Consider the following 22,100-nt stretch of genomic DNA (forward strand, 5'->3'; position numbering starts at 1 on the left):
CGGAGGCCGGCACGCACGTCAGTGTGGTGGGCGTCGGCGGGGCCGGGAAATCGACGCTCTCGCGCACGCTCGTCCGCCTCCACACGCCTGAGGGCGGCCACATCACGTTCGACGGCCACGACATCCGCCGCCTCGACCTGAAGGCCTACCGCCAGGACATCGGCATGGCGCTTTCCGCTGACGAGCTGTTCAAGGGCACGCTGGAGGACAACATCACGATGGGCCGCCCCTTCACCTATCCCGAGATGCAACAGGCCCTCTACATGGCTGATCTGGAGGACGATGTCCTGGGGCTGCGCGACGGCCTCAACGCGGCGGTCACCTCGGCGGGGCTAGAGTTCGCCCAGGGCTTCGTGCGCCGCATCATGATCGCCCGTGCCATCATCGGGGAGCCGCGCGTGCTCATCCTCGACGAGGCGTTCAACGGCATCGAGGAGCCGGTTAGGCTAAAGCTGATGGACCGCCTCTATGCCCACGACGCCTGGACGCTGATCACCGTCACCGACGACGACCCCGAGACGGTCGAGCGCGCCGACCATGTGATCGTGCTCGACCGCGGCTCGGTGGTTTGGTCCGGGGAGCCGCGCGCGCTCGCGCGCGAGCCCGACGCGTTCCTCTGCGAGCACTTCCCGCAGCTCGTCGCGTCCCTGCGCACCAGCCAGCCTGCTCCAGCCTGACCGCACCGCCCTGCACGCCGCGCCCCCATGTCTACACCTCCCACGTCCCCCTCGTCTGAGGACGCTAGCCGCCCGCTCTGGAGCTGGCGTGAGGCCCGCCCTCCGGCGGAGCGGCTAGCGGGGTCCACCTCCTCGCACGAGTCGCCCTACGGCCTGCACTCGAGCGCGTTGCAGGCTGCGGAGACGCCCAAGATGGCACTCCGGGTCATGCTCGGGTCGTTCGTGACCCTGGCGCTGCTGGCCGTCGCCCTGACGGTGACGCCGTGGCAGCAGACCGTGTCGGGATCGGGGGCGGTGACGGCGTTCTCGCCGGACGCCCGCCCGCAGCCGGTCGAGGCGCAGATCTCCGCGCGCATCCAACGGTGGTACGTGGACGAGGGCGACGCCGTCGCGACCGGGGACACCATCGCGGTGCTTGCAGACATCAGCACGTCGTTTATGGACAGCCGCTTCGTGGAGCGCATCGCCGCGTCGCGGACCAGCGAGCTGCGCGTGCTCCAGCTGGAGACGGAGCGCGCGCGCCAGACGCAGTCCCAGGCCGAGCAGCAGCTGCGCGCTGCGCGCGCGCGCTTGGAGAACGCCTCGCTGGAGACGGCCACCGCCCGCGAGCGTTTCCGGCGCGCCGAAGCGCTCTACGCCGACGGGCTCACCTCACTGCGCGCGTTCGAAAGCGAGCAGCTCACCCTCCAGAAAACGCGTGCCGACTCCATCGCCGCCGCCGCCGAGCAGGAAGCCGCCCGGCAGGAGGTGCAGTCGGCCCGCCTCGACGTGGACGGCAAGACGAATGCGCTCGACGCCCGCCGCGCCGAGCTCGACCTGCGGCTCGACAACGCCCAGGAGCGGCGGTCGGCCGCCGTTGTCCGAGCGCCTATCGACGGCATCATTGCTCGTGTGAGTGAGGCTGGCCCCGGCCAGACGGTCTCCGAGGGCGACCAGCTCGCGCTCGTCGTACCCGAGACAGACGACCAGGCCGCCGAGTTGTTCGTGAGCGGCATGGACGCCGCCATCGTCGAGCCCGGGAGCCGCGTGCAGTTGCAGTTCGCGGGCTTCCCGGCGCTGCAGTACGCGGGCTTCCCCGGCGTCTCGATCGGCATCTTCACGGGTACGGTGCGCGTGGTCGACCCGGTAGACGACGGCCTGGGCCGCTACCGTCTCCTCGTGGTCCCTGACACGACGGGCGCGCATCCGCCGTGGCCGAGCCGGAGCTACCTCCGCCAGGGCTCCTCGGTCACGGGCTGGGTGATGCTGTCCGACGTCTCGCTCGGCTACGAGATCTGGCGCCGCATGAACGGCCTGCCGCCGGAGATTCCCGTCCGGACCTAGACTCTTGCATGTCCTCCTACCGCCCCCGATGATCCGACGCCTCTGCGCGGTGTGCCTCGCGCTCTGCCTGTTCGGTACGCCGTCGGGGCTGGCTCAGGACGAGACGCCCGCCGCGCGCTGCGAGCCCGGTCGCACCTGCCCGGTGCTCACGCTCGAGGCGTTCCTCGGCCAGGTGCTGCGGGCCAACCCGGCAGCACGGTCGCTGCGTCTGGAAACGGACCGGGCCCTCGCCGACCTGCTCGACGCGCGCGGCGGCTTCGACCCTACCCTCACCTCGGGCTACGAGTACAAGACCGAGGACGCCGACGACAAGCTGAACGTCCTGCGCAGCGGCGTCGCGCTCCCGTTGGACCTGCCGATGAGCCCGAGCCTGCTGGTCGACTACCGGCGCGGGCTGGGGTCGAGCATCGATCCGTCGGTGAGCACGTCGCCCGCCGGCGAGACGCGCTTCGGCCTCTCGTTCTCGCCGCTGCAGGGGTTCGGCACCAACAAGCGGCGAGCCGCGCTCGAAGCGGCTCGTCTCGGACCGCGCCTGGCCGAGGCGTTCGAGGCGCGCGGGCAGAACCGCCTGCTGCTGGACGCGGCCCAGGTCTTCTGGGCGTGGGCCGAGGCGCAGGAGGTCTTGCAGGTCAACCGAGAGTTGCTGGTGCTGGCCACCGAGCGTCGCGACTTCGTCGTGCGGCAGGCCCGCGCCGGGGAGACGGCTGCCGTGGACAGCGTGGAGGCCGAGCTCGCCGTGGCCAGCCGCGAGGGGAAAGTGGCCGAGGCGCGCCGCAAGGCCGAGCAGGCGAGCGTCAAGCTCGCCGTCTTCCTGTGGAACGAGGACGGCACGCCCGGGACGTCCCGCTACAGCGCACCCACCCTCCCGACGCTCCGCGCCGAGCCGGACTCGGCGCAGGCCGTGGCGACGGCACTGGCACAGCGCCCGGAACTGCGGGAGGTGGCGCTGGCGCAGCGGCAGGCGGAGGTGGAGCAGCGCCTCGCCCGCGAGCAGCTGCGCCCCGACCTCAAGCTGGAGGCGCAGGTCGTGTCCTACGACGACAACCCGCTCGGCGTGACCGACGTGAAGCTCGGCTTCCGCATCGACCAGCCGCTCCTCTTCCGTGCCGGGCGCAGCGAGGCGGCGCGGGCCGAGATCGAGATTCAGGCGCTGCGCTTCGAGCAGGACCTCGCCCGGCGCGCCATCCGCGCCGACGTGGACGCGGTGCTCGTCGCGCTGCGCCAGTCGTTGCGCCGCGTGTCGGCCGCCGAGCGCCGCGTCGAGCTAGCCCAGCGCCTGCAGGAGGCTGAGCAGCGGCGCTTCGAGCTCGGCGAGAGCACGCTCTTTCTGGTCAACCAGCGCGAGCAGGCGTTCGCCGAGGCCCGCGAGGAGCGCGTCGCGGCCCAGGTCGACGCGCTGCAGGCGGACGCTACCTTCCGGTGGGCCACCGGGACCATCGGCGATGGCCTGAGCGCTTCCGGCCGCTGATACTCTCGCTCGATGACGCTCCCGTCCGAGAACGCTTCCGTGCGCGCTGCCTGTGTCCGCGCAGCCTCACCATCCTCGCCGCTGCGCGCGGGCTACAATCTTAGCGAACCGGTACTACCAAAGACCCACAGCCTGATACTAGCTCTGATCGCGTAGGGGGTTGTATGGGTCCCCGCCTGCGCGGGGACGACCTCGCCTAGGTGAGACACTATCCTGAAGAACTGGTATGAGCAGCGGATCAAAAACGCCGAACACTACCACCTCGCTTTTTGTCGCCTGCAGCGCCTAGTTACACCACCACCCACACCGCGTGCGAACCTGACCCTGCAATTGGCCACACGACCTAGCCTGAACGGGCCAGGAAACGCTGACCTAACGGCTGGATCTGATTCGAGTGCGCGAGCGACTCTTCTAACGCAGCGAAGGCCTCCCCTACCTTCGCCCTCTGAGCCGCAGTACTGACCGCTCGACTGATGTAGCGGAAAAAGTAGGCACACCCTACCCGCTCCACCTCCTCGAAAACCTCCCCGAGTACACCGTCGATCTCGTCGGCCGTGTGGAGGTCGTGACCATGATTGGCCCGCCAGACCGGAACCGGATCTCCGGCCTGTGACAGGCTCGTGAGCCACTCGTCTCTCCGATCTAGTACGCCCGTTGCCAGCAGCAGACGCGTCGTTCCGGCAAACCAGGCGATCGTCCGCCCGTCCAGGTCACTGTATCGGAAGTCCTCGACCATGACTGATCCCCCGGGATTCAGCGCGGACCGGGCTCGATCAAGAGCGTGGCGCAAGGCGTGAATATGGTGGAGCGACCTCGTGAAGAGGATGGCGTCGAAGCCGGACACGTTGAGGTCGGGCCACTGGGCGTGGTGGGCGGTCACCCCGCGTTGCCGAGCCGATGCAACGGCGTCGTGGTCTTCATCGACGGCGACGACGTCATACCCTAAGTCGAGCAGGGCGCGGGCGAGTTGGCCTTGCCCGCACCCGACTTCGAGGAGGCGTTGCCCCTGCGGAGGGAGGTGATGGGTGACGTAGTCGAGAGTGTAAGCAGTGGTGAAAGCGTCTGGGCTCATGGTTCCTGGAGGCGTAGCAGCAGCTGTGTTGGAAGTCAAGCTACGGCAGCGAAGTCGTTCTGCCACCCCCGCTCGTCACGCACGACCGCGTTGCAGGTGACCAGCAGCTTCCGCATGCATGCCACCAAGGCGACCTTCTTCGGCTTCCCCCGCTCGACGAGCCGCTCGTAGAACGCCCGGATCGGAGGGTTCGAACGCACCGCCGCCAGCGCCCCCATGTAGAGCGCCGCGCGGACCGTTGCCCGACCGCCCCACACGGACCGTTGGCCTCGGAACGCGTTTCGTCACTTGCACCGCTGGTTAGCACGCGCAGCACGACGGATGCGACGACGACAATCAATCTTGAGTATCTGGAGGAGCTTTTTAGGCTCGCCGATAGCCTTTGCGAGCAGTTTGGTCATTTCTCCTGGCTATTTGTTGAACGTAGTTATTGGGGCGTTCATTTTGACGAATCTGTTCCTTGGCTCTTTCTTCAGCAGCATAACGAATCGCGAATACGCCACCGGTCCCGCGTTGCATACTCAGAAGTAACGGACCCAAGTCTTGTCGGTCCTGCGCTTGTACCGACCGAACGCACGAGTCGGGAAATACAGCGCAAATGCGAGAAGCGCGCTCAGCAACCAGATCTGCCAAACGTAGTCGATGTGATATAGGTCACCCGCGTTTGGGCCGATGGTCACGAGAACGATCTTGTAGCAGATCAGCAGCACGTAGAGGTGCAACGCGTAGATAAACATCGGTGCCTGGCCGAACGTCTGGAGGATCCGCGTCGCGGGGTTGTCCGTCGTGTCGAGCCACGCCATCAGCAGGAGGGCGACGCCGAGCGCCAGCAGGAGAAAGGCGAGCGAGGGCGGGTACTTGGTGTAGTTGAGCATCGACATCAGCGTGTCGAGGGGCGTGGCGCCAGCAGTCCACGGCTGGGGCTCCGCGTAGACGTTGAGGCCACGGAGCAGCGCCAGGATGGCCAGACAGGCGCCGCCGATCTGTACGAGGCGCTTCTTGCGGTCGGCAGACGTGACCGTCGAGCCGTAGAGGGGCCCGAGCGCGTAGCCGCACAGGATCACCCCGATCCACGGCAGCACCGGGTAGGAAGCCCAGATGGAGATCAGGTCACTCGAAAGCAGAGAGCCCCGGTCGTGCAGAATGGTCCACAGCGAATAGCCGAGGTCCCCCGGGGCGACGGTGATCGGGTCGAGCGCGTTGTGGCCGAAGACGATGACGAGGCCTAGGGTCGCGATCCCCCAATGCGGCAGGCGGACCAACAGCGACAGGGCGATCATGCTGATCCCGATGGCCCAGATGACCTGGAGGTAGATCGTCTCCGGCGGGAAGCCCCAGAACCACGACTGGTTAATTAGGACCACCTCAAGCACCAGCAGGAATACTCCGCGTGTGAACAGGAAATAGCTGGGCGAACGTGTCACGCCGGACCTAGGGTTCGCGTACAGCCACGCGCCCAACCCGGCGAGGAACACGAAGACCGGCGCACAGAGATGCGCTGATAGGCGCGTGAAGAACAGACTCGTGTTGACGATCTCCAGGTTGACCGGGTCGCCGATCTGGATGTGATAAAAGAAACGCTCACGAACGTGGTCGACCATCATCAGGACGATGACGAGACCCCGCATGACGTCGATAGATGTGATGCGTACGCGCCGCATGGCTGGCGCACGGCCCTGCGATTCCGCGATCTCAACTGCCACAGTTGCTGTAGTATTCATAGGACCTTTCACGTCGGGGCGCGTTTCTGGATTTTGTGATCGTCACCGATTCCACTTTTGAACATGCGCTTTCAGTAAATGAACTGGGGTGGAATTTAGCATGATGCACTTTTTTAGTCAGAGCGTGCTAACAGATTGCGGCTCACCCGCGAAGGGTAGCGACCGCTGGCGGTGGTTCGGAGCGCAGGGTACGCCAGAGGCCAGACAGCGTGAGGACGGTAGAGCCCTTCGTCGGCGTGCAGCCGTGGGTTATGCCGCGCTTGCGTTAGATGTATGTCCAGAGAGTCTACAAGCCTCGGTCATACGCTGCGAGCCCGTTCGTAATGATACCGTCCAACCAAGTCTCGAAGCGCCGCTGGAGGTTTGTGAGGTCACTAGTGTAGAGAATCTGGAAGGCGTCGTCGGTTAGAGGCTCAACCGAGGTAATGGTCGTCGTCCCATCGCCAGACTCTGCTCGTGTGTAGAAAGTAGCCGAGACATTGACCACTCCCGGAAACTCGCGCCCCACAGCATGAAAGGATACAAGGATCTCAGACCTGTTTGTGGCGTCGATCACGAGGCGCACCCATTTCGAGAATGACCGAAGGTCAGCAAAATAGCCTATCGATTTGGCTGACTCGATAACCGGGTATCGGTGCCAACTCTGACGAATAACATCTTCGTTGTCTTCGTCAGCGAAGAAGCGAAAGGTTTCGCCTGGAGGCGCATGAGGGCCTAACTCCTCGCCTAGATCCCGGGCGAGAGCCTTGAGTCTATTATAGGCTTGAGTGTGCAGATCTTGAGCGTACGATTTAGCTTTATCGTACTCCTCGCTCAGCGTTTTGGACTGCTGGATGAATTTGTTCTTGAGTGCATTAATTCGAGCGCCAACATGTCGTTCCTGGTCTCGAACCTCTTTGGCGGTACTAATAGCACTCTGGAATGCTTGACGCTGGGCCTTCGCAAATAGTGAAACGAGAGGCTCAAGATCACCTCGGTCTGCCGCCTCCAACGTCCGGATGTAGACTGCACGTTGGTCGTTGGTGATGAGGAGCGGGAACCATCCCTCACGAAGAAACACGAGCGAAGCCAGCGCCCGCGCAACTCTGCCGTTTCCATCTTGGAATGGATGAATCTGAGTAAAACGATGATGGAGCCAAGCAGAAGAGACTTCGGGTGCTACTCCCTGAGCTTCGTGGGCTCGGTGTAGCTCAACGAGCCGGTCCATCTCTGATGCGACATGATCCGGTGGTGCATACTCGTGAACTGTTCCGTCTACACGGCGGGGGTTGTTGGGATGCTTCTTGTACTCGCCTTTCAGAAGGGGAACCTCAATGATGTTTCCATCTGGCGTGACGGCTTCAGTTGATGACTGATTGAAGGTCAGTGTTTGGTGAAGCTCCTTGATGTACGAAGTTGAAAGCTGGCGATCCTGCTTGACGAACGTGAACAGTCCCTCAACAGCGCTATGCTGATCGCGGATCAGTTCGACGACGTGTTGAGCTCCCTGATTGCTCGCATCATGAGGAATCAAGCTGGCATCAAGACCTTGCTCAACAAGAAGCTGAGTGATTCCGTGGTCGAAAGTGTACAGGCGCTCTATGAGTCCGGTCTCAATAGCCTGTCGCCGCAAGAGCCTTTTGTTGAACTCCTGAACTGATTCCGATGCAGCGAGTCCTTCACGTTGTTCTTCCCAAAGCGGGGCAAGCTGCCGCAGGCCATCATCTTCCAGGTCTGCCCTGTCAACAGGGAGATCGGTAATAGGTCGCCACACGTACGGGGAAGTAGTATCCATCGACTTTGAGAATGGTTTAACAGGGATCCGGAGTCAGTTTACGTCTCAATGGTCTGGGGCGCGGCATAACAGACGGCCGCTCAGCCGCACAGGGCAGCGACCGCGACGGTTGGACGAAGCGAAAGTAGCGCCGACGCCGGAACGAGCCGAGGACGCTGGAGCCCTGGGTCGGCCTGCAGCCGCGGGTTATATGGCCGTGGCTAGGATTGGTACATACGACGTTCAACTTTTGCCCCAATGTCTCTGAATGCCTTGTACGGCTCGCGTTTCAGGCCACGAGTCCTGAACCACCCATCTAAGAACTCGAAGTACGATGCGACCCCCAAGTCCTGATACGCTACGATGTACTCGTAGGCTATGATATCGAGGTCTTTGAGTTTGAGCACTCCCATCTCGACTTGGCGCGCGAGTGAGTCGAAGCGGCCGAGCAACTTGTCTAAGTGCTGCTCTTCCTCGGAACCGTGGAAGCTGTCACCGTACTCGAACTGCCCGTATTCGAGTTGATAGTAGATGCCTCTGAGTTCTGGGTCGTCGAATATGTCCTTGGCGAACTCGCTCACGCGCTCGACCCGTTGCTGACGCGAGGCGCGGGCAATTTGGATTGCCGTAAGCAGCAGGCCGATTCCAGCGAAAACGGCGGCGGCTACCGAGGCCCACTCAACGTAGTCGTTCTCCATCGTGGGAAGGCCATATAACCAGTACTTCAGGAGCGTGAGGCTGCATAATACGCGCCGACAGGGGATTCGGAGCGCGCACGCCGCACGAAGCGCACAATCCCGCTCCTTATGCGGCACCGCGCTGCATAAAAGTACGAGGGGTTACGAAAAGGCGGCAGCGCGGTCTAAAGGAACAGACCTCCCCTCTCTTCCATCCTTCCGCCATCTATGCCGACTACCGCGCCCCGCCTCCTCGGCCGTGTCCGCCAAGCCATCCGGGTGCGCCACCTCAGCTACCGCACCGAAGAGTCGTACGTCGGCTGGATCAAGCGCTACGTTCGCTTCCATCGCGACGAGACGGGGCGCCCCCGACACCCAAGCGAGTTGGGCTCGGCCCACGTCGCAGCGTTCCTCAACCACCTCGCCAACGAGCGCGACGTGGCGGCGAGCACGCAAACCCAGGCCCTCTCTGCGCTCCTCTTCCTCTACGACGCTGTGCTCGACCAGCCGCTCGGACAGATGAACGATCTCGTCCGGGCGCGCAAACCTCGCCGCCTGCCCGTCGTCCTAACCCCGTCCGAGGTCGAGGCCGTGCTGGGCCGGCTCAGCGGGACAAGCCACCTTGTCGCCAGCTTGCTCTACGGGGCCGGGCTTCGGCTCAGCGGATGCCTCCGCCTCCGCGTCAAAGACCTAGACTTCGAGCGGCATACGATTACCGTCCGCGAGGGAAAAGGCAACCGGGACCGAGTCACACTGCTCCCGGCGACGCTCGGCAGCACGCTTCAGCGGCAAGTGGCGTTCGCTCGTGCCCGTCACGAGGACGACCTCGCCGAGGGGTTCGGTGAGGCTAAGCTTCCGCATGCCCTCGCCCGCAAATACCCGAGTGCGGCGCGCGAGATCGGGTGGCAGTTCGTCTTCCCCTCTGCCCGGCGTTCGGCGGACCCCCGGACGGGCCGAATCCACCGGCATCACCTCTCGCCATCGACCGTGCAGCGAGCCGTTCGCCGCGCCGCACAGCAGGCGGGCCTCGCAAAGCCGGTCACGCCCCACGTCTTTCGCCACTCCTTCGCCACCCACCTCCTCGAAAACGGCTACGACATCCGCACGGTGCAGGAACTGCTCGGCCACAAAAAGGTGCAGACGACGCAAATCTACACACACGTTCTGAACCGCCCTGGCCTCGGCGTGCTCAGCCCGCTCGACCGACTGCCCGGTTGAAAAAGCAGGGGCGGCCCCAGCGCGTGGAGCCGCCCCCGTCGGTGGTGGGAACCAGGCCGCGTCTACGCGTCGGCTGGCACCGCCTGCACCTCGAGGATGATGTCCACGTTGTCGCTGACTACGTTGACGCCCTCCACGACGGGACCCCACTCGAGGCCGTAGTCCTTCCGGTTGATCTCGGTCGAGGCGGTGAACGCGACACGGGGCTTGCCCTGCGGACCCGTCACCGGGCCGGCCATCTCAGCCTCGAACGCGACGGGCAGCGTGACCCCCCGAATCGTGAGGTTGCCGAGCAGCTCGAACTCGTTGCCGTCGACGTTCTGGACGCCGGTGCTCTCGAACGCCATCGTCGGGTGGGCGTCGGCGTGGAAGAAGTCCTCCGAGCGGAGGTGCCCGTCGCGGCGCTCGTTGCCGGTGTCGACGGACGCGATCTGGACGGTTGCGCTCGTCTGGAGCGAGGCGACGTCGGCCGGGTCGAGGTTGAGGTCCACGTCGAAGTCGTGGAAGGTGCCGGTGACGGTCGTGATGCCGAGGTGCTTGACCTTGAACTGGACCTGGCTGTGGGTCTTGTCGACGTCGTAGGGCGCGGACTGGATGTAGGTGAAGGCCGTCAGGGTCCCGGCGAACAGGACCAGCACGGCGAGGAGGCGGAGCGGGCGAACGGACATGACAGGAGGGGTCTTGTGACGTAGGGACGCCGGAGGTGCCCGGCGCGTGACGCCCCATAGTACGCCAGCGGCTTTGCTTGTTCCAACAAGTAAATAACAAAAGCGTCACGCACACTCGCTTTAGCTCCCGGGCCGGCTCAGACGTTGAACCGGAACAGCAGCACGTCGCCGTCGGCGACGACGTACTCCTTGCCCTCGCTGCGCATCGCCCCGGCTTCGCGCGCGGCGGCCTCGCTCCCGAGCCGGTCGTAGTCGGCGAACTTGATGGTCTCGGCGCGGATGAAGCCGCGCTCGAAGTCGGTGTGGATGACGCCGGCGGCCTGCGGGGCCTTCGTGCCCTTGGTGATCGTCCACGCCCGCGCCTCCTTCGGCCCGGCGGTGAAGTAGGTGGCGAGGCCGAGGAGGTCGTAGGCCTCGCGGATCAGCCGGTGCAGGCCCGGCTCCGCCTGCCCGGCCTCGGCGAGAAACTCGGCCCGGTCGTCGGCGTCCAGCTCGGCGAGCTGGGCCTCGAACTCGGCCGAGACGAGCACGACGCCGGCCCCCTCGCGCGCAGCGATCTCGCGGACCTGCTCGGCGTAGGCGTTGCCGCTGGCGAGGTCGCCCTCGCTGACGTTGGCGACGTAGAGCACCGGCTTGGCCGTGAGCAGGAAGACGTCGCGCAGGAGCCGCGCCTCCTCGCCGCTCGCCACCGGGAAGGTGCGAGCCGGGTGGCCGTCGCCGATGTGGGCCTGGAGGCGCTCGTAGAACGCAAGCTCGGTCTTGGCCGCCTTGTCGCCTGTCTTCGATCCCTTCTGCGCCCGCTCGGCGCGCCGCTCGGCCGTGTCGAGGTCTTTGAGCAGAAGCTCGGTCTCGATCACCTCGATGTCGCGCGCGGGGTCGACCGAGCCCTCGACGTGGACCACGTTCTCGTCCTCGAAGCAGCGGACGACGTGCGCGACGGCGTCGACTTCGCGGATGTGGGCCAGGAACTGGTTGCCAAGCCCTTCGCCCTTCGACGCGCCCGCGACGAGGCCCGCGATGTCGACGAACTCGATCGTCGCCGGGACGGTCTGGGCCGACTGCGCGAGGTCCGAGAGCCGGTCGAGCCGCGGGTCCGGCACGCCGACCACGCCGACGTTCGGCTCGATCGTGCAGAAGGGGTAGTTCGCGGCCTCCGCGCCCGCCTCGCTGAGCGCGTTGAACAGGGTGGACTTGCCCACGTTGGGGAGGCCGACGATGCCGACGCGAAGAGCCATGTCGAGGGTCGAGTTACGAGAGGCGAATGGCGAGTGATCGTTCGACAATCGTCGCTCGCCACTCGTCGTTGGCGGGAGTCTACGGCACGGCGCTCGTCCGTGTCCCGGCGCGGACTATCTTCAAGCATTCCTCAGACGCCGTCTGGGTGTGGGAGTGAGGGTGGATGGATGTGCGAGAGCAGGCCTGCGACCGAACCTAGACCGCGCCCGTGCGCCCACCCCTCCAACTCCTCCACCACTCCGTGCTCGCTCGCGTCTCCGTCCTCACCGCCCTCCTCCTCGCGCTGTGGCTTCCGGCGCAGGCGCAGTTCGCCACGCCGACGCTGCCGTTCGTGCAGGTCGGGGCGGCGGGCGTGCCGGGCGTCGGCGTGCAGGTCGGGTTCGGGACGCCTGCGTTTACGGTCCTCACGCGCGAGGGGGCGCTCTACACCGAGTACCGCTTCAACTCCGAGGCCAACGACGGGCGCGACGGGTTCCTCGTCGGGCTCGGCATCGGGGGGAGCCTCCGCGTGCTCCGGGCGCTCACCGTGCTGGCCGACCTCCGCACGGGCCCGTTCGACCTCGACCTCGGGCTGCGCCTCGGGCCGAGCTTTTTCTTCTCGGAGGGGGAGTCGGCCCGAAACAAGGCCCGCTCGTTCAACCTCTTCGCGGAGCCGTTCGTGCGCGGCTCGGCGCGGCTCGGCCGGCGGGTGGTCTACGCCGAGGCCGGGACGCAGCGCGCGCACCTCCGGTTCGGTCTCCTCCTCGGCCTTTAGCCTGAGTACTCGACCGAGACGAAGGTGCGCTCGGGGAGTTGGACGGCGGTGAGCGTGCCGTACTCCAGGTGCGTGTGGTAGACGCAGCCGGTGTCGATGCAGAGGAGGTCGGGCTGGTCGACGGGCTCGGGCTGCGGCGTGTGGCCGCAGACGACGGGCTTCTCCCACTCGCGCTGCGGCATCGAGAGGTGCTCGCGCGTCCAGAGGAACGTCTCGGCGGTCTCGTACTGGAGGTTGTAGGCGACGGGGTAGTACGGCTTCAGCCCGGCATGGACGAAGCAGAAGTCCGGCGTGTCGAGGTAGAGCCGGGTGCGGCGCAGGAAGGCGTGGTGCGCCTCGGGGATCCGCCCCTCGGCGGCGTAGCTCTCCAGGGTCTCGATCCCGCCGTTGACGCGCCACAGCTCCATCTCGCCGCGCTCGATGTAGTCGAGCATCATCTGGTCGTGGTTGCCGCGGATGAAGACGCAGCGCGGCCCGGTCCGGTCCTCGCTCGCGGCCTCCATCTCGACGAGCCGGTCGATGACGCCTTTCGAGTCCGGCCCCCGGTCGGTGTAGTCGCCGACGAAGACCACGCGGTCCTCGGGCGTCAGCGCGAGCTTCGCCAGGAGGGCGTCGAGCGAGCGGGCGCAGCCGTGGACGTCACCGATGGCGAAGAGGCGCATGCGAGGGGGTCGGGAGAAGCCGGGCTGCAGGCAGCGAAGGGTTAGGAGCGCACGGTCGGCAGCGAAGCTTCGAGCAGGCCGCGCCCGGTCTTGCGGAGGCGCCCCTCGGCCCGGAGGGTGCGCAGCACGGCGTCGAGGATGCCGTTGAGGAAGGTCCCGCTCTGCGGCGTGCTGAAGCGCTTGGCGACCTCGATAGCTTCGTTGATCGAGACCTTCGGCGGGATGTCCTCGAAGTGGAGCATCTCGGTGATCGCGATCTGCAGCATGAGCCGGTCCACGAGCGCGATGCGGCCCAGCTCCCAGTTCCGCGCGTGCGCCTCGATGAGCGCGTTGGCCTCCTCCGCGCGGTCGAGCGTGGCGAGGAAGAGGCGCTCGGCGAAGCGCAGGGCCGACCCCTCGAACTTCGGGGCCAGGAGGTGGTGGACGATGTGCTCGACCTCGTCGCCGCTCAGTTCGCGGGCGTAGAGGGCTTGCATGACACGGGCTCGGACGTCGCGGCGGCTGCTCATGGGGACGGGAAAGAACGGGCGGGGAGTAGCGGGTTCATGCTACGACCGGTCCCCCGGGCAGTGCCGACGGCAGATCGGATTCGCGCAAGCTCCACACGGTGGTTATGCCTCGCCGAGCCCCGTGTCTAACGTGTCGGGTGTCGAAAGCAAGACCGCCAAAATTACCCGAGTCGCTCGCGCCACCCGTCCTCCGTCCCACCGTCCTCCGTCCCACCGTCCTCCGTCCCCATGCCCTCACCGCCGAGCCATCCCATCCGCTGGCGCTCGCGCCCCGCGCTCGGGATAGCGGTGTGCTTCGCCGCCGGGATCGCCGCTGCGGACCTCGCGCCGGGCGTCGGGCTCTGGACTTGGGCAGGGATTGCAGTAGGAGCAGCGCTCGTGACCGTCGCGGCCGTCGGGTGGGCGCGGCGGCGGCTCGTCTCGCTCGGCGCGCTCGCGGCGACGCTCGGGCTGGGCGTTGCTCTCACGGCCCTCGGGGGGGCGTGGCTGAGCGCGTGGCAGGACCTCCCGGCCGACCACCTCGCCCACCTCGCGGCGCGCGCCACGTTCCCGGTCGAACTGGCAGGCCGCGTCGCCGACCACCCGGTCGAGACCGAGCGCGGGGTCCGGTTCACGCTCGCGGCCGACTCGGCGGCTCCGGCCGAGGCCTTCGTGCCGGTCCGGGGCCGGGTGCAGGTCGCGCTCTGGCAGCCCCGCGACGCCTACGCGCCGCGCATCGACTTCTCCGGTTTGCAGGCCGGGGACCGGGTGCGGGTCGCCGGGACGCTCCGGCCGCTCGCGCCGCGCCGCAACCCGGCCGACTTCGACTACGGGACCTACCTCGCTCGGCGCGGTATCCACGCAACAATCACGGGCTACGACAGCACGGCGCTCACCGTCATCGGGACGGAGGCGGGCGTGCGCGACCGCGTGGCGAACAGTGTCCGCGCCCACGCCCGCGCCGCGCTCCAAGCGCACGTCCGGGCGGAGGAGCCGCGCGCTGTCCTCTCGGCGCTCCTCCTCGCCGACCGCAGCCGGATCGACCGCGCCACGCGCGCCGCCTTCGCCGCGACCGGGCTGATGCACCTGCTCGCGATCTCGGGGCTGCACGTCCTCCTCGTCGGCCTGTCGCTCCACGGCCTCCTCAAGCCGGTGCTCCACCGCCTCGGGTGGCGGTGGCGGACCGTCGAGGTCGTGCGGGCGGCGGTGACGCTCGCGGTGCTCGGGCTGTACGTCGTCGCTACGGGTGCCCCGCCCTCGGCCGTGCGGGCGCTCGTGATGGCGGCGCTCCTGATCGTCGGCGCGGCGACGGAGCGCCCGCCGAACACGCTCAACGCCCTCGGCGTGGCGGCGCTCGTTCTGCTCCTCGCCCGCCCGACGTTCCTGTTCGATGTCGGCTTCCAGCTTTCGTTCGCGGCTGTCGGGGCGATTGTGGCGCTCGTCCCGGTCTTCGAGCGCGGCGTGCCGGCATGGTGGACCGCCGGGCGCGCCAGGCGGTGGGTGACGGGGATGACGCTCGTCTCGCTCGCGGCCACGCTCGGGACGATGCCGGTCCTCCTGTTCCATTTCGGGCGCGTCCCCCTTGCCGGCCTCGTGCTCAACCTCGCCGCGATCCCCGCCACGACGGTCACGCTCGCGGGCGGCCTCTTCGCGGTCGCCTTCGCGGGCTGGGCCGCGCCGCTGGCCGACCTCGCCGGGGCCTCGGCCGAAGCCGCCGCGCACGCCCTGCTCTGGATCAGCCGCACCGGGGCCGAGTGGCTGCCCTGGTCCGACGTTGGCGGTTACGTCCAGAGCGGGTGGACTCTGGGTGCGATCACGCTCGGCCTGTTCGCGCTCGCCTTCTGGCCGCGCCCTCGCGTCCGCTGGCGGCTCGTCGCAGCCGCCGGGCTGTGCGCCGCTGTCGGAGCGTGGCAGCCGGTCTGGACCGGCGCCGCCCGGCCCGACCTGGAGGTCGTGTTCTTCGATGTCGGCCAGGGCGACGCCGCTCTCCTGAGCCTGCCCAACGGGCGGCACGTCCTCGTCGACGCCGGCGTGCGCGACCCCTACACCGACCAGGGCGAACGGACGCTCCTCCCGCACCTCCGCCGCTACGGCGTCGACCGGCTCGACGCGGTCGTGGTGACGCACCCGCACGCGGACCACCTCGGCGGGCTGCCGGCGCTCCTGCGGTCGGTCGAGGTCGGGCAGGTGGTCCACAACGGGCAGCCGTACGCCTCGCGCCTCTACGCCGAGACGTTCTGGCTGATGGATTCGCTCGGGGTGCGCAGCCGCGCGGTCGTCGGGGGCGACTCGCTCGCACTCGACCCGGCGGTGCATCTGCAAGTCCTCGCCCCGGACCTCGCGCCGCAGCCGGGGGCCGGGGCCAACAACGGCTCGGTCGTGCTGAAGGTGACCTACGGCGAGACGGCCCTCCTGCTCACCGGCGACGTCGAGCACGAGGCGGAGTCCTCGCTCGTGGCCCACTACGGCGACCTCTTGCGGAGCGACGTGGTCAAAGTCGGCCACCACGGGAGCCGGACGAGCAGCACGCCGGCCCTCGTCGGGCGCGTGGTCGGAGACGACCCGCCGCTGGCCGTCGTGTCGGTGGCGGAGCGCAACGTCCACCGGCTGCCGAACCCCGAGGTGCTGGAGCGCTGGCAGGCCGTCGGGGCGACGGTCCTCCAGACCTGGGCCGAGGGCGCGGTCTGGCTCCGCTCCGACGGGCAGCGCGTCGAGCGCGTGGCGTGGCGGTGAGACAAGCGCTGGAGAATGGCCTACGTGTCCGGGCCGATGGGCAGCGTGCGCCATCGGACACGGCCTTCGGTCACGCTGAGGATAGCACCCGCTCGCAGAACGTCGCGGTACGTGCTCAGAACCTCCTGCAGGTAGCGGTTCACGTTCGCAGGCCGCATGTCCCGCAGACGGAAGATGACGACGCTCGGCAGTTGTGCGCCGCTGGCAGCCATCAGGTCGCTAAAATCGAGGTCGTGGGCGAGTAGAATGCGCTCCTCCGCTCGCGCTTTCCACAGGATGTCAGGATCAGCCATCCGGTCCAGCCCCTGATGCTGCAAATGGGTAGCATCGTGACCCAACTCGCTCAGAAGCGAAGTGGTCGCCGGGGAGATGCCCATGTCGGCCAGGAACCTCACGCCGACAGCGGGCCGAGCGGCTGCACGTTCTCCTCGGTCAGCCACGCGGCGTACCGGAGCGCCTGCCGAACGTCTTCCGGCTCGACGTAAGGATAGGCTTCCTCGATCTCGTCCACTGTCATACCGTTCGCCACGAGGTTGACGAGAAGCGACACGCTCACGCGCAGGCCGCGAATGCAGGCCCGTCCGCCGAGCACGGCGGGGTCGAAGGTGATGCGGTCGAAGGCGTTCATGGGAAAGAAAAAGCAGGGAGTGATCGTAGACCCGCTGGAGGTTGACCCTGGAGTCTGCGAGTTGGCCGCAGTGACCACCCTGTCACAGCCACATGCGTCGGCAAAATACGGTCCGCTCCGACGGGCAGCGCGTCGAGCGCGTCGCTTGGCGGTGACGGGCAGCCGCCGCTCAGCCGCCTGAGGCGTCGGCTAGAGTCTCCTCGGCGATGTCGGGAGAGGCGTAGACGCGCACGTAGTCCACCTCCATCCGCACGGGGAAGATGCGGTCGTCGATCGGGCCGCCCGCCCGGCCCCACGCCCCGCCGATGGCGAGGTTCAGGATCAGGTTGTAGGGGTGGTCGTAGGGCCACGCGCGCCAGCCCGTCCCCTGGTTGACGTAGGTGAAGTAGCGCGTCCCGTCGAAGAACAGGTCGATCCGCTCGGGGGTCCACTCGACCGCGTAGACGTGGAAGTCTGCCTCGGCGTCGCCGGTCTCGATGCTGCCTTTGCGCTGCTCCCAGTTGATCCAGTAGTAGGCCTTGTTGTGGACCGTGCCGTGGACGTTGTTCATGTCGTAGCCCACATGCTCCAGGATGTCGATCTCGCCGGAGTTGGGCCAGGCGTCGCAGGTGGCGCTGCCCTGCCACTCGTCCGGCTCGGCGCAGGTCGTCGCGTAGCGGTATGGGTCGCTCGGGAGCATCCAGGCAGCGGCCCAGGTGCCCTGCCCGGCCGGCACCCTGGCGCTGACCTCGACGCGGCCGTAGAGGATGTCGCCCTTGCCTGCGGTGTGGACGCGGCCCGAGGTGTACTCGGCGTTGCCGTAGGTCTCCTTGTGGGCCTCGATGACGAGGCGGCCGTCTTCCACGCGGACGTTCTTCAGCCGGTCGGTGTAGGCCTGGTCCTCGTCGTTGACCTTCCGGGCGGGCCAGACGTTGTGGGACCACTTCGACGAGTCGGGTGCCCCCTCACCGTCGAAGGTGTCTTCCCAGACGAGGGTCCAGGTACGCGCGTCCTCGACCTTCCGGCGGACCACGAGGGCGCTCAGCACCGGCTCCCCGGCCGAGGCCTCGAAGGTCACGTCGAGCCGCCCGCCGGTGACCTCCACGTTGGGGACGGTCCGGGTAAGAGCCGAGACGTGCTTCTCGTCGCGCGCCCCGCGCACGTCGAGGTCGGGAATCACCGGACGGCCCTCGGCGAACACGGTGAACACGCGGCTCCCGACCGGCTCGTCGAAGGGTTCGGCGAAGTGGAAGGTGAGGTCGTACCGGCCGTCGGGCAGCGGCGTCTGGATCGCAACGTCGCCGGACCGGTAGGTGCGGTAGAGCGGGCTGTCCTGGCTGCCGAGGACCGTGTCCATCTGTGCGACGGTGCCGCCGGTAATGCCCTCGTCGGCCCGGTACGCCACGCCGTCGACCCCGACGTACGCCTCGCCTCCGGCGTTGACCGCCCACGCGACGACGTCGGCGTAGCGCAGTTCGGAGGCTGTGCCCGCTGCCGCGTCGTCGCCCCGCGCGGCTCCCGGTTCGTTCTGGGCGCAGCCCGCGAGCAGGCTCAGGGCGAGCAGCGAGAGGCCCGGCAGAAAGAGGAGGTAGGCGAGGTTCATCGGATCCGGGGAACGGGCGAGCAAAAGACTGGTGGGCCTGCTGGGATTTGAACCCAGAGTCTGCCGATTATGAGTCGGATGCATTAACCATTATGCTACAGGCCCGCACGGCGGCAAAATACGATCTGCTCCGACACGGCAGCCGTCGGCGGGGCACTAATCGGCGACCGAGGCCGTAGACCATACGACCCGGCACGGCGCTGGCGTTACCTCACCGCCACCGGCTCCGGCGTAGGCTCCACACGACCCCTGGCTCGATGCACCTCCGACGCGCGCTTTTCCTCTCCGTCCTCACGCTCGCCGCGTCCAGCGGCTACGGGCAGATCCGCACGATCGCCCACGCCGACACGACCGTCGGCAACCACTTCGGCGCGGCGGTCGCCCTCGACGCCGAGCGCGGCCGGGCCGTCATCGGCGCGACGGGCGAGGCGCGGTGCGGGGCGAACGCGGGCGCGGCCTACGTCTTCGAGCGCGACGCCGCCGGTGCCCTCGCCGAAGCGGCCCGGCTGGAGCCCGCGGACTGCGCCTCGGGCGATCTCTTCGGCCGGGCCGTCGCCCTCAGCGGCGACCGGGCGCTCGTCGCCGCCGGCGGCGAGTTCGTCGACCCCGGCCGTCCGAACCGGGCGTACCTCTTCGAGCGCGACGCCTCGGGCGCGTGGCAGCAGGCAGCGACTCTCACCGCCGAGCCGGGCCACAACGAGGGCGTCTTCGCCGCCGCCATCGATCTGGAAGGCGACCGGGCGCTCGTCACGACGGCTGGCGATCCGGCGCAGCGAGCCTACGGTGGCGCAGCTTACGTTTTCGAGCGCAACGCCTCGGGCGCGTGGCAGCAGACGGCGCGGCTCGTCGGGAGCGCGGGCACGCGGGCCGGCATCTTCGGCAGCCACGCCCGCCTCGACGGCGACCGGGCGCTCGTGACGGCCTCGCCCTACGACAACGAAGGCACGGGCTCGGTCTACATCTTCGAGCGCGACGGCACGGCCTCCGGGCGGGGGGCTTGGCGCGAGACAGCGCGCATCGGCAGCGTCCGGGGCTTCACCGTCCGCGCCGACCTCGACGGCGACCGGCTCCTCGTCGGCCACAGCGCCGCCGGGCCAGACCGCTCCGGCAGGACCCTGTTCTACCACCGCACCAACGACGGTGCGTGGCGGCGCGTCTCGACGCTCGTCCCCAGCACGTCCTGCGAGGACTGCTCCTTCGGCGAGGCCGTCTCGCTCGACGGCGACCGGGCGCTTGTCGTCGGGTACGGCGAGCAGATCGGGCTGGGCTACAACGTGGACCGCGTGGTCTACAGCTTTGCCTACACGCCCGAGGCGGGGTGGGTGCAGCAGCAGGTGATGGACCTCGGCCGGTGGGCCTTCGGCGCGGCGCTCGACCAGGCCGGGCGCACCGCGATCATCGGCCAGGCCTCGGACGCGCAGCCCGGCGTGGCCTACCTCGTGGAGCTGCTCTGAGCGTAGGAGGAGTGGAAAGAAAAGCCTAGAAAATTACCGAGGCCATCGCGCCCTGTGCGAACGCACGTTCCGCCCTTTCCTCCCCCTCACTCCCATCCCGCGCCGCAGGCGCACCCTCCCCGCTCGCAGGTTATATTCCCGCGCCTGCTTTGTCTGTGTGAGGAAACCAGCCTGCGCTCCCGTGACCTACCGCTGGACCCTGCGTCCGATTGACAACGAAGCCTCGGTCGGGACCATCGCCCGCCAGCTCAACGACCTGCCGGACGCGCTCGCCCGTTCGCTCGTCCTGCGCGGGGTGGACTCGCTCGGCGCGGCGAAGGACTTCTTCCGGCCCTCGCTGGACGCCGTCCACGACCCGTTTCTGATGCGCGACATGGACGCCGCCGCCGACCGGCTCGCCGAGGCCGTGGCGCGCAAGGAGCGTGTGATGGTCTACGGCGACTACGACGTCGACGGCACCACCTCGGCGGCGATGATGACGCTCTTCCTACGCGGCCTCAGCGTCGAGGCGACGTACTTCGTCCCGAACCGGTTCGAGCACGGCTACGGGCTGTGCACGGCCGGGCTCGACGAGGCCGTCGAGCGCGGGGCCTCGCTCGTCGTCGCCATCGACTGCGGCATCACGGCCCACGACGAGGCGGCCTACGCCAAAGACGTGCTCGGCCTCGACCTCATTATCTGCGACCACCACACGGCGCTCGACACCGTCCCGGACGCCGTCGCCGTCCTCGACCCGAAGCGGCCGGACTGCCCCTACCCCTTCACCGGCCTCTCCGGCTGCGGCGTCGGCTACAAGCTGATCCAGGCGACGCTCGGCCGGCTGAACCTGGAGCCCGAGCGCGCCCACGCGTACCTCGACCTCCTCGCCGTCTCGATCGCGGCCGACATCGTGCCCATCGTTGGCGAGAACCGGCTGCTGATGCACGCCGGGCTGGCGCGCCTCGCGGCGGAGCCGAGGCTCGGCCTGCGCGCGCTCGCCGAGGCGACGGGCGTGGACCTCGCCGACTGCTCGACCTCGCGGATCGTCTTCTCCATGGGGCCGCGCATCAACGCAGCCGGCCGCCTCGGCGACGCGGGCCGCGCCGTGGACCTCCTCATGGCCGACGACCCGGCCCTCGCCCGCCGCCTCGCCGGCGACCTCGACCTCCTCAACCGGCAGCGCCAGGAACTCGACCGCCACACCCTCGCCGAGGCCCTTGCCGAGGCCGAGGCGCACGTCGAGGCCCACGACCCGTTCGCGCTCGTGCTCCACCAGCCGCACTGGCACAGCGGCGTCATCGGGATCGTTGCCAGCCGCATCGTCGAGCGCTTCCACCGCCCGACGCTCATGCTCACCGGCGACAGCGGCGTCGCCCGCGGCTCGGCCCGCTCCATCGATGGCGTCTCGATCTACGACGCCCTCGCCGCGTGCAGCGACCTCCTGATCGGCTTCGGCGGCCACCACGCGGCCGCCGGCGTCTCGCTCGACGTGGAGAACCTCCCCGCCTTCCGCGAGGCGCTCAGCGAGGCCGTCGGCGCGCGCATCACGCCGGAGCAGCGCGAGCCCGAGATCCAGCTCGACGCCCCGCTCGACCTCTGCCAGATCACCGGCGGCGTTGGCGGGCGCTTCTGGCAGGTCCTCCGGCAGTTCGGCCCGTTCGGGCCGGAGAACCAGCGCCCGGTGTTCTGGGGCCGCGACCTCCGCCCGGTCGGCGAGGCGAAGGCGGTGGGCAAGGACAAGACCCACCTCAAGCTCCGCGTCGCCCAGCGGCAGAACGGCGGCGCGGCCTACTCCGTCATCGGCTTCGGCCTCGCCGACCGACTGGACGCGGTGAAGGAGAGCGCACGCACAGGTGCGCCGCTGGAGCTCGCGTTCAGCGTCGAGGAAAACACCTGGAACGGCCACACCGAGCTGCAGCTCAAGGCGAAGGACGTGCGCGTGGAGCGCTGAGGTAGGGAGGATGGGAATGTGGGGGTATGGGCGCTGTAGTGTGGGCGAACATGCTC

19 protein-coding genes, 1 tRNA gene and 1 pseudogene are annotated in these 22,100 nt (G+C 68.0%); 8 read left to right on the top strand and 13 right to left on the bottom strand.

Annotated elements, in window-relative coordinates; all coding sequences use genetic code 11:
- The 3 genes from AAGI91_10085 to AAGI91_10095 form a co-directional block, all read left to right on the top strand.
- Nucleotides 1–677: ATP-binding cassette domain-containing protein (locus tag AAGI91_10085; GenBank protein ID MEM1042967.1), on the top strand; the 677-nt coding region annotated here is incomplete at its 5' end.
- Nucleotides 678–869: 192 nt separating this feature from the next.
- Nucleotides 870–2,000, top strand: coding sequence for an HlyD family efflux transporter periplasmic adaptor subunit (locus AAGI91_10090; GenBank protein ID MEM1042968.1), 1,131 nt, complete (start codon nucleotides 870–872; stop codon nucleotides 1,998–2,000).
- A gap of 28 nt (nucleotides 2,001–2,028) precedes the next feature.
- Nucleotides 2,029–3,468 (top strand): TolC family protein, encoded by a 1,440-nt coding sequence (locus AAGI91_10095; protein MEM1042969.1) that lies wholly within the window; start codon nucleotides 2,029–2,031, stop codon nucleotides 3,466–3,468.
- A gap of 343 nt (nucleotides 3,469–3,811) precedes the next feature.
- Here the strand turns inward: AAGI91_10095 and AAGI91_10100 are convergent, their stop codons facing one another.
- From AAGI91_10100 to AAGI91_10120, 5 genes and pseudogenes are all read right to left on the bottom strand, one after another.
- On the bottom strand, nucleotides 3,812–4,540 hold the full coding sequence (locus AAGI91_10100; GenBank protein MEM1042970.1) for a methyltransferase domain-containing protein: 729 nt from the start codon (nucleotides 4,538–4,540) through the stop codon (nucleotides 3,812–3,814).
- A gap of 35 nt (nucleotides 4,541–4,575) precedes the next feature.
- A pseudogene (locus tag AAGI91_10105) lies at nucleotides 4,576–4,812 on the bottom strand (transposase).
- A 249-nt stretch (nucleotides 4,813–5,061) separates the two neighbouring features.
- A complete protein-coding gene (locus AAGI91_10110) occupies nucleotides 5,062–6,243 on the bottom strand; it encodes a heparan-alpha-glucosaminide N-acetyltransferase domain-containing protein (GenBank protein ID MEM1042971.1) in 1,182 nt (393 codons plus the stop codon).
- A gap of 304 nt (nucleotides 6,244–6,547) precedes the next feature.
- Complete coding sequence (locus AAGI91_10115) at nucleotides 6,548–8,035, bottom strand: Fic family protein (GenBank protein MEM1042972.1); 1,488 nt, start codon at nucleotides 8,033–8,035, stop codon at nucleotides 6,548–6,550.
- A 200-nt stretch (nucleotides 8,036–8,235) separates the two neighbouring features.
- A complete protein-coding gene (locus AAGI91_10120) occupies nucleotides 8,236–8,712 on the bottom strand; it encodes a hypothetical protein (GenBank protein MEM1042973.1) in 477 nt (158 codons plus the stop codon).
- Between the two features lie 207 nt (nucleotides 8,713–8,919).
- Here AAGI91_10120 and AAGI91_10125 point away from each other — a divergent pair, with 207 nt between their 5' ends.
- Nucleotides 8,920–9,909, top strand: a complete 990-nt coding sequence (locus tag AAGI91_10125) for an integron integrase (protein ID MEM1042974.1) — start codon at nucleotides 8,920–8,922, stop codon at nucleotides 9,907–9,909.
- A gap of 62 nt (nucleotides 9,910–9,971) precedes the next feature.
- Here the strand turns inward: AAGI91_10125 and AAGI91_10130 are convergent, their stop codons facing one another.
- Both AAGI91_10130 and ychF read right to left on the bottom strand, forming a co-directional pair.
- The gene (locus AAGI91_10130) at nucleotides 9,972–10,577 is read right to left on the bottom strand and encodes a YceI family protein (GenBank protein MEM1042975.1); all 606 of its coding nucleotides are present in this window, start codon (nucleotides 10,575–10,577) and stop codon (nucleotides 9,972–9,974) included.
- A gap of 137 nt (nucleotides 10,578–10,714) precedes the next feature.
- Nucleotides 10,715–11,812: a redox-regulated ATPase YchF gene (ychF, locus tag AAGI91_10135; protein MEM1042976.1), complete on the bottom strand. Its 1,098-nt coding sequence runs from the start codon at nucleotides 11,810–11,812 to the stop codon at nucleotides 10,715–10,717.
- Nucleotides 11,813–12,021: 209 nt separating this feature from the next.
- On the opposite strand from ychF, the gene AAGI91_10140 reads away from it, so the two are divergent.
- On the top strand, nucleotides 12,022–12,567 hold the full coding sequence (locus AAGI91_10140; GenBank protein MEM1042977.1) for a hypothetical protein: 546 nt from the start codon (nucleotides 12,022–12,024) through the stop codon (nucleotides 12,565–12,567).
- Here the strand turns inward: AAGI91_10140 and AAGI91_10145 are convergent.
- The gene (locus AAGI91_10145; protein ID MEM1042978.1) at nucleotides 12,564–13,229 is read right to left on the bottom strand and encodes a metallophosphoesterase family protein; all 666 of its coding nucleotides are present in this window, start codon (nucleotides 13,227–13,229) and stop codon (nucleotides 12,564–12,566) included. The two genes, AAGI91_10140 and AAGI91_10145, sit on opposite strands and share 4 nt — an antisense overlap.
- Nucleotides 13,230–13,270: 41 nt before the next feature.
- Complete coding sequence (gene nusB, locus AAGI91_10150; GenBank protein ID MEM1042979.1) at nucleotides 13,271–13,738, bottom strand: transcription antitermination factor NusB; 468 nt, start codon at nucleotides 13,736–13,738, stop codon at nucleotides 13,271–13,273.
- 228 nt (nucleotides 13,739–13,966) lie between these two features.
- On the opposite strand from nusB, the gene AAGI91_10155 reads away from it, so the two are divergent.
- Entirely contained in the window at nucleotides 13,967–16,450 is a 2,484-nt protein-coding gene (locus tag AAGI91_10155) for a DNA internalization-related competence protein ComEC/Rec2 (GenBank protein ID MEM1042980.1), read from the top strand.
- Nucleotides 16,451–16,470: 20 nt separating this feature from the next.
- Here the strand turns inward: AAGI91_10155 and AAGI91_10160 are convergent, their stop codons facing one another.
- From AAGI91_10160 to AAGI91_10175, 4 genes are all read right to left on the bottom strand, one after another.
- Entirely contained in the window at nucleotides 16,471–16,845 is a 375-nt protein-coding gene (locus AAGI91_10160; GenBank protein ID MEM1042981.1) for a DUF5615 family PIN-like protein, read from the bottom strand.
- Complete coding sequence (locus AAGI91_10165) at nucleotides 16,842–17,078, bottom strand: DUF433 domain-containing protein (GenBank protein ID MEM1042982.1); 237 nt, start codon at nucleotides 17,076–17,078, stop codon at nucleotides 16,842–16,844. Before AAGI91_10165 ends, AAGI91_10160 begins: the two co-directional genes overlap by 4 nt.
- A 169-nt stretch (nucleotides 17,079–17,247) precedes the next feature.
- The gene (locus tag AAGI91_10170; protein ID MEM1042983.1) at nucleotides 17,248–18,660 is read right to left on the bottom strand and encodes a family 16 glycosylhydrolase; all 1,413 of its coding nucleotides are present in this window, start codon (nucleotides 18,658–18,660) and stop codon (nucleotides 17,248–17,250) included.
- A gap of 29 nt (nucleotides 18,661–18,689) precedes the next feature.
- Nucleotides 18,690–18,765: transfer RNA gene (locus tag AAGI91_10175), tRNA-Ile, on the bottom strand.
- A 152-nt stretch (nucleotides 18,766–18,917) separates the two neighbouring features.
- On the opposite strand from AAGI91_10175, the gene AAGI91_10180 reads away from it, so the two are divergent.
- Nucleotides 18,918–20,114: a hypothetical protein gene (locus AAGI91_10180; protein ID MEM1042984.1), complete on the top strand. Its 1,197-nt coding sequence runs from the start codon at nucleotides 18,918–18,920 to the stop codon at nucleotides 20,112–20,114.
- Nucleotides 20,115–20,295: 181 nt separating this feature from the next.
- Entirely contained in the window at nucleotides 20,296–22,044 is a 1,749-nt protein-coding gene (gene recJ, locus AAGI91_10185; GenBank protein MEM1042985.1) for a single-stranded-DNA-specific exonuclease RecJ, read from the top strand.
- Nucleotides 22,045–22,100 lie beyond the last annotated feature (56 nt).

The organism is Bacteroidota bacterium (assembly GCA_038746285.1).
GTDB lineage: Bacteria > Bacteroidota > Rhodothermia > Rhodothermales > JANQRZ01 > JANQRZ01.